The 7,315-nt window shown below is 59.1% G+C and carries 5 protein-coding genes; 1 reads left to right on the plus strand and 4 read right to left on the minus strand.

The window, feature by feature from the left end; genetic code table 11:
- Positions 1-1,467 (plus strand): hypothetical protein (locus tag FEF26_RS15825; protein ID WP_166433067.1); only part of this gene is annotated, 1,467 nt, incomplete at its 5' end.
- Between the two features lie 49 nt (positions 1,468-1,516).
- Here FEF26_RS15825 and FEF26_RS14790 read toward each other — a convergent pair.
- From FEF26_RS14790 to FEF26_RS14805, 4 genes are all read right to left on the minus strand, one after another.
- Positions 1,517-1,933, minus strand: a complete 417-nt coding sequence (locus FEF26_RS14790) for a hypothetical protein (protein WP_138254307.1) — start codon at positions 1,931-1,933, stop codon at positions 1,517-1,519.
- Positions 1,926-4,028 carry a hypothetical protein gene (locus tag FEF26_RS14795; protein ID WP_138254308.1) on the minus strand — a complete coding sequence of 701 codons (2,103 nt, stop codon included), beginning with the start codon at positions 4,026-4,028 and terminating at the stop codon, positions 1,926-1,928. The genes FEF26_RS14790 and FEF26_RS14795 overlap by 8 nt, the downstream gene beginning before the upstream one ends.
- Positions 4,025-5,527: a hypothetical protein gene (locus FEF26_RS14800; protein WP_138254309.1), complete on the minus strand. Its 1,503-nt coding sequence runs from the start codon at positions 5,525-5,527 to the stop codon at positions 4,025-4,027. The genes FEF26_RS14795 and FEF26_RS14800 overlap by 4 nt, the downstream gene beginning before the upstream one ends.
- A gap of 317 nt (positions 5,528-5,844) precedes the next feature.
- Positions 5,845-7,257, minus strand: coding sequence for a tyrosine-type recombinase/integrase (locus FEF26_RS14805; RefSeq protein WP_138254310.1), 1,413 nt, complete (start codon positions 7,255-7,257; stop codon positions 5,845-5,847).
- Positions 7,258-7,315 lie beyond the last annotated feature (58 nt).

Raw genomic sequence — 7,315 nt, forward strand, 5'->3', positions numbered from 1 at the left:
ACATTCATCGAGGAGCATCACCCGGATGAGGTCCTGCCAGATGGCCCCGGCCGTGAGCCAGACGATTTTTATCAGCAGGTAATGAAATACCACATAACCGTGACCTTCTGGAGTAAGTGCCGGGACTGGCCATATCCGCCCAACTGGACAGAGATATGGCAACGACCAGGAATTCAGGAACTCGAAACACCCGACGATCAGATCGCAGACGAGCTCCCACCGCACTGGTTGACACTGGTGAAGGTAATGGTCGTCTTCCCTGACTCGTCTGAACAATTCGAACCAGAACTGGAAGAAGCCCTCGAAACCGCCCTCGAAAAAATTAGGCTGCTTCAGGAGGCGTACTCGCTTATTTCCCAGGACACCAACATCCAGTGGGTTTCCAGCGAAGCCTTGCCGCCAATCATTCCTCTAGTTTGGGGCGGCAACAACGAACCACAGTTGTACATAGTAGCTACATCGAGCATGCGCTCTCTTTCGGAACCCACTTGGCTCACTGAGGAGAACGAGCCCGGCGTCGACATGTATCTTTACCGATCTACCAGAGGCCAGCATGGAGCCGGGTTCACCACCTATCACCGGTTACGCCACGATGCACTTATGTTGCTTCATCGAAGGGGTGACTACCGAGGAACGGTTCTTAGCGCGGCAAGCGCCGCCGAAGCTCTGCTCAACGAACTGCTCATGATGCTCCTATGGGAGAAACGCCATCATCCCCAGCACGTGGCTTCCAAATTTTCTATCCAGACGGGCATCGTCAGGCGCGTCCGCACCGAGTACCACCCTCTGCTCAAAGGGAACTGGGACGTGCGGCGCTCCGGGCCGGTAAGGAACTGGGAGACAAGAATTGCGAGACTTCGAAACCGCATCATCCATAACGGAGACCGGGTAAGCCGACAGCAGGCGCGCGAAGCCCTAGCAGCAATGAGAAAACTGGAGCATTATCTTGGAGACCTGCTCCAAGAGAAGATCTCTGAATTTCCGCGAACTAACGGGATGTACCTTGGCTTGGAGGCCCTCAAGGATAGAAACGCTCTCACCCGGCGGGCACGAAACATATTCGACTCTAACCATGAACCTGAGTGGGTAGCCACATTCACTAACTGGCGTCATACACTTCAACTCGAAGTCGAACGCAAGGCTAGACAGCTCAGAAAACCATCCCCACAAAAAGCCGTCCTTCTAGGGATTCGATACAAGGACGGCACCGAGTTCTTCCTACAGGATCAAGAGGTGGGTTTGGGAATAACTATCAATGAGCCACCAGAAGAACTCATCGAGCTAAATAATGAACGCCTCCGGAAAGCAATGACTCACGGGCATATCCCGCCTCCAGGAGAGCCGTACCGCATCTCGCTTCCCGACCATTCACTCAAGAAACGCCTAGCCCAGGGCCAGACTTGGATGTATCTCTACCAAATCAATCCCAGGCTCCCTGTCATGGTAGACGGCAGTGATCGGGCTTGAACCCATTTCGAATTCAGGATCTTCACTCACGTCAGCTCGTGTGACTGGCTCAGCCAGCGCGGCTCTGGGGTCGTCTCATGGGTGTCACCGCGCGTGTGCGGTCCTCGCCGCGCAGAAGTTGGTTTTCTACGTGCATTTCAGAGATCGCAGTAGAAGCGATCGTAAGCTGCTCTTGAAGTTCCTGCGCCCGTCGGCGTAGACGCCTCACCTCGCGTCGCTGCTCACGGAGGTCGTCCCGCAGTTTTTCGATCTCCTTGTCGCGCGGTTGGGTGCCGTTGACGCGGCTTGACCAGTCATCCAGTACGTCCCGTGCACGATTCATTGTTGCTCGACTTACGCCCGCCTCACGATAGAGATTCTCCTTAATTAGCCGTCCATCGGTTCGTTCGGCGGTGCCCGCGAGTAACCGCTCCATGGCAGCGCGCAGCTTGAGCTGTGAGTCTGATTGCCGGACCGGGTCAGGCATCGGGGAACCTCCGAGTGATTTTCTTGACATTGTGGAGTTCTGATTGGAGCTGCTCCCGGTGATGAGGGGCCATCTTGCGGTCCTCAAGTTTGCGAAAGAGGTCCTTCTCTTCGGCGATCCAGATCGGGGCATGATCATCAGTGATCACTGAGTTTCTGCATGTTGTTGGTCGACAACGGTTGGGAATCACGCCTTCAGCTGCGAGCTCGGCTGGTACGCCTTGCAAACATGCCGCTTGCTCGGGTATGCCGAGGCAGTGGTTTATGGTGCCCCAGCGGAGCGTGCTGAATTGGTCACGTAAGAGAGACCGAAGTGTTCTCTCATCACCCACTTTGATTTCGTTCGTTATTTCCGTGCGTGCACGATCCAGCCCCTCACGTAACCGTTGCGCGCCAGCGCCGGCCAGTCGAACTTCATTGCGCTCTTGGGATGACCACATGCCGACTAGTCGCGCGGCAACGGCATCTTGAAGCTCGTGTTCGAATTCGGCAGCCCATTCGGGAGTTTCGGACGCGTATCCGGAGGTTGCTGCGTTGGCGACGGCTCGGCGCGCTGCGTGCTTGAGCTGGATCCCCAGGGCGATCTCGCCGTCAGGTTGCTGGGCAGTGATTACGGCCATAGTGCGGCGGAACATGTGTGGTGCCAGGTGAGTGCTTGGGATGGGCTCTAGTCCGGCAGCTGGCCCGAGTGCGTTGATTTGAGGTATGAACAGTCCCAACTGCTCGTGCTGGTCAAAGCGGGCAAGGTGTCCATCTTCCTGATGATTTTTCCGGCTCGAGCCGAAGACCGTGTCGTTGAGTGCTAGTCGTTCAGCGACAGCGATCGCTTGTGCGACGGGCTCGATGATCCACCAGTTACGTTGGCGCGTGCCGCGCCGTCCTTTTCTGAGCTGCGAGGAAACTGCTGGAGCGCCGTGGAACGTCGTGAGGGACTCTTTCTTAATGCTCAGGAGTTCAGAGTCGCGCATCATCGTAAGTGCAGCACAGAATATGTAACAGGCGTTACGTAGAATCTTGATTTGCTCACGAATCGTAGCGGGGTCGAACCCGTCGATCCACGGTCCCCGGGAGCCGTCGAGACGTTCGACTTCGGTCGCCCGGGCCAGGAGGCCACCGGGGACCGATGGGATCCGGCCTGATTCCAGCGTGTCTCGGATCATTTGGCGTCTGGCTGCGACGGCGGGTGCACGGTCGTCGGTGAAAAGGGACTTGCTGTGCCCATCGGAGACCAGCAGCGACAGCAACGTCCAGTGGATCTCTCCTTTCGTGAATCGGCCATAACTTAGCCGGTGTCGCGGCACCTTACTGTTGGGGTCTTGCAACCATGCCTGAACCATGGATTCGGCGCCTTTGACGCGTCGGCGCTCACCTGGGGGCCGGTCGAGCGCTTTCCACTCCTCGGCAGCGGTAAAGATGTCTCGGGAGAACACGTCGATGTACTGCCAGCAGGCGCGTAGAAGCGGCCACCATACCTCTGGTGGGATCACTGGTGTGCTGAGCTCTGTGCTGACTCGTCTGCCGCTCAGTGCGGCTGCGGTCTCATCTCCCCACGGAGGAAACGAGATGCCGCCGCCGGTAATGATTGCGTCGCAGATGTGGAGGTCGCGGACGGCGCTGATTGCGCCCGTCACTGCTGAGGGGGCGAGGTGTTGTTTGGCGTCGATTAGGAAGCGGTCAAGATCCGCCTGGCGAAGCTCTCGAAGAGGGCTTCCGGGGAGGTTGTTGGCGTGCCATTCAGCAAAATGTCGCAGTCCGTCGAGCTTCGTGCGGATCGTCTTGACGTGCACGGGCTGAGCCGACAAATGCACCCCTTGGCGGCGGATGGTGCTGTGCACTGGGTTGAGTAGCGTAATTGCTATCTCGCGGGCACGAAGGTTCCACTCGTTATTGAAGCGGTCGAACAGTAGAACCGCGGAGTTGCGACCCGCCGCGGGATTCCAGCCCAGAGAGCGCAGATCCCACCGCTTCGTCTCACCGAAGACCGGGACGGGATAATCGTGCTCGAGATGCCGGTGCTGGAGGACCAATGTTTCTGCATTCCAATGGTCGCTGACATGCCTTTCAGCGACTCTTGCGAAGATGGTGTGTGTGGTCATAGGTGTGTTCCTCGCTGGCTGAAGGGGATATGCACGCGCTCAGCGATCTCTTGGATGTCCTGAGACGCCTGGTCACGCTGCTCGTCTGAAAAGATATCCAGGATCTGTTCGACGTTGGCCAGCTGCTGGCCGTGGACCGCTGCGAACTGCGCCGGGGACATTTCGTTTTCGTGGCCCCTCAGCACCTCGCGATAGGCCAGGATTCTGGGCAAGTGATCAGCGAAGACAATCGCGTTCGGGCACGCGAAGCACATTGATGGTCGATGCTCGCACAGGCGGCCGGCAGGACTGAACGGCGATTCATACGGTGAAGCGCATTGAGCAACGCTCATCGCGCGGTCTATCGGGTTCGCGGCGACCTCGGCATCTGCAGCTGCCGAGACGGCACCGTCAGCATCCGCGCTTATTGACTCCGCAGGCGCGTTTACGAAGATAGGTCCGCGCTGAAGACGGGTGAAGACCTGTTGTTGTGCGGCGTTAACTGCCGCGCCGGCAAGCACATGGACCGTTGTGGTCTGGGCATAGTGACGCTGATAGACCTCGATGCTGTGATCTTCTCCGGCCGCGGCATCGGCGCTGCGCAGCACCGCGGCACGAACACTCTTGACGGTCTTTCGAAGACGACGCGAATCATGGGGCTGAGAGATTGCGGGTGCGATCGACGCCAGTAGGGAGCTGAAAGGCCTGCGAGAAAATGATTCCGTCCGGACGACCAGGTGCCTGGTACCGGTGCGATGCGCAGTCAAAAACAGAGAGTCTGCATCCGTCGCACCAATTTCCACCGCCTCATCGCGCGCAAGCTCCGTGACAGCCAAGAGTCGCCGAATCAGGTCACCAGCGCGCCAGCCGCTGCGGCCATCGGCAGTGGTGAGCGCGCAGCGCACCGTGCGGCTGCGGTGCCCACGCTCCTTGTGCAGCCGCACATGGATAGTGTGGTCCACAGTCTCAATGTCGCTGAGCTTAGCTCGTGACCACTCTTCGGGCGCCGCGCCCGTCTCTAGCTGAAGGAGCGTACGGAAGGCGACGAGATCAGTGTCCAGGGGATAAAGGTAGGACATGAGACGGCGCATCACGCGGGGGCCCCCGTACCCGGTCGCCAGGTCGGACGCGAAATTCTCACCAAGTTCATCCAAGATCCCATCCCCACAGGCGCGGAAAATGTCTACGTCGATCGACGAACCCGGGGCACGCCCCAAATGACGAACAGCCCACAGAACGTCGCAAGCCCGCACCCACTGTTCTGGGCCAAGCTCCGAACCAAGGGCGAGGAGACGCCGGCCGAGAGCCAGTCGTGCTTCCAGCGCCCGAACACGGCGTCGACATTCGTCTCGGATTTCAAGACGCTCAGCGTTGCTGAACTCATCAAGTGGCGTCGCCTCGCCGCCGGGGTGGAGGATACGACCTTGGGCCCAGGCCAGCACTGATTTGCTGACGGTATGCCCAGTTGCCTCGTGTATCTGTACGAGTCGCCGGATCTGTCGTCCTTGCCTGTTCGGCATCGTGCTCTCCGGCGGGTATCTAGCGGCTAGTGACAACTCCCACTCGTGCAACGCGTCGGCGAGATCGCTTTTCGGGGTATCCAGACCGGTAGCGCGCGGGCACGCCTCCGGCAATCCATGGAGAAGGCTCACAAGGGCGCGGCGATAGTTATATGCAGTGCCCCCAGCTAGGCCGAATGAACCGTACATATGCAATAAGGCATCGGCGAGCTGGGCGGCAAGAACGGGATGCCGAAAGTCCAGCGGAGCGAGAGCTACATTCATCGTTGATGTTGATAGCGCGAACCGCATTTGCCGCGGGGTAAAGTCCGTGTCGGTCATTGTGTCCTCCGATCACTGAGCACCGCGTCGGCGAAAGTTAGGGATTCGTCGTTCCAGCTATCGAACACGTCCTGGATCAGCGCGTCGGTGTCTTCGATGTAGCGCAAGTAGACCATGGTCGTTGAGGGGTTGGAGTGGCCCAGAAGGCGCTGGACCGTCAGGCGTGGATTGATCGAGATGTGCTCGGACAGGGTGGCTGGACCGAGGTTCCCAGCACGACGTTCCGATTCTCGCGCCAACGCGATGTCTGTCAGGGCCTTCAGCAGCACCACGGCGAATGTGTGACGTAGATCGTGGGGCGTGATGCGTGAACGACGTCCACCCATCTCATCTGGAGCGAGCTCAAGAACTCTCCGGCTCGCAACCTCGAAAGTAGCGTGCCAGGCCCGCAAGCTGATCGGGAGCCCGCCCCGTCCAATGAAAAGACCCAGAGCTTCCAGGCCCCGGTCACGTTCAATGACGGCGATGCGACGCAGATGTGGCGGCATCAGGTGGAGGTGCCAGGTTGATCGCCTCCCATCGAGCCGCCCGCGGACGATGCCGGCCGATTCATCGAGCTCCTCGACAACAAACAGCTCAGATCGTCGTGACCATAGAGTCTTTCTGGAAGCGTCCACTACTGAGCGACGTTCGGTCTGCCGGTAGAGATTCACTGCGCGTAGCGTGGCAGAGGGTACATGAACTCGTCGGCGTTTCTGGTACTTAGCGCACGCCTCGAGAAGGATAGACATACCGCTACCGGACGAGCGAGGAAGTTCTACCTCCAGCAGCGTCGAGAACTCCGCCAACCGCATGCCCGTGGACACGGCCAGTTGGGCACCGGCCTTTGAGCGCATCGGAGCCCGGCCGCGCCAGCTCGGATCGAGCTCTCCGTTTGTTGTATACCCTGCCAGGCCCACGTCGCGGAACACCCCCCATTGGGTCTGCGTGAGAGGACGGATGTCTGGCTCGCTGTGCCATGGCCGCGAAACCGCCGAGGTGCGACCGATCGTTATCCACGGCTCGCGTTGAATTTCGCCAGTCTGAACCAACATCCGATAAATACCTCGAATCACGACTACTTCGCGCTTCCACGTCGCTGACGACACAGGACGCTCAGCACCGACCAGACGCGATTCGCGATACGCAACAATGTCCTCGCTCGACGCATGCACGACGTCGGTACCGCGGCTCTCAAGGAACGAAGCGAACCGGAGCGCGTCGTACCCGTAGTTGCGCATCGTCGACTTACCCGTCGACGCGCTAATAATCCGGAAGTAAGTCAGCCACGGTTCCAGCGGACGCCACCGTTCATCGAGTAGCAACGGCATGCCCTCCGGCAGCGATCCGGCTGAGGAATAGACCTTCCCGGTGAGAAAATCATGCGCGGCCCCGACTGGTAAGCCACGGTCAATGAAGCGAAGGTGCATACCTCTCCAGGTGTTCTGTCAGTGGGTACATGAGACACCTCCAGACAGTACACATAAC

This window comes from Nesterenkonia salmonea (assembly GCF_005771525.1).
Classification (GTDB): Bacteria; Actinomycetota; Actinomycetes; order Actinomycetales; family Micrococcaceae; genus Nesterenkonia; species Nesterenkonia salmonea.

Coding starts and splice junctions, on each gene's coding strand:
- FEF26_RS14800 (WP_138254309.1), bottom strand. CDS start 5,527: ATGCCGAACAGGCAAGGACGACAGATCCGGCGACTCGTACAGATACAC.
- FEF26_RS14795 (WP_138254308.1), bottom strand. CDS start 4,028: ATGACCACACACACCATCTTCGCAAGAGTCGCTGAAAGGCATGTCAGC.
- FEF26_RS14790 (WP_138254307.1), bottom strand. CDS start 1,933: ATGCCTGACCCGGTCCGGCAATCAGACTCACAGCTCAAGCTGCGCGCT.
- FEF26_RS14805 (WP_138254310.1), bottom strand. CDS start 7,257: ATGCACCTTCGCTTCATTGACCGTGGCTTACCAGTCGGGGCCGCGCAT.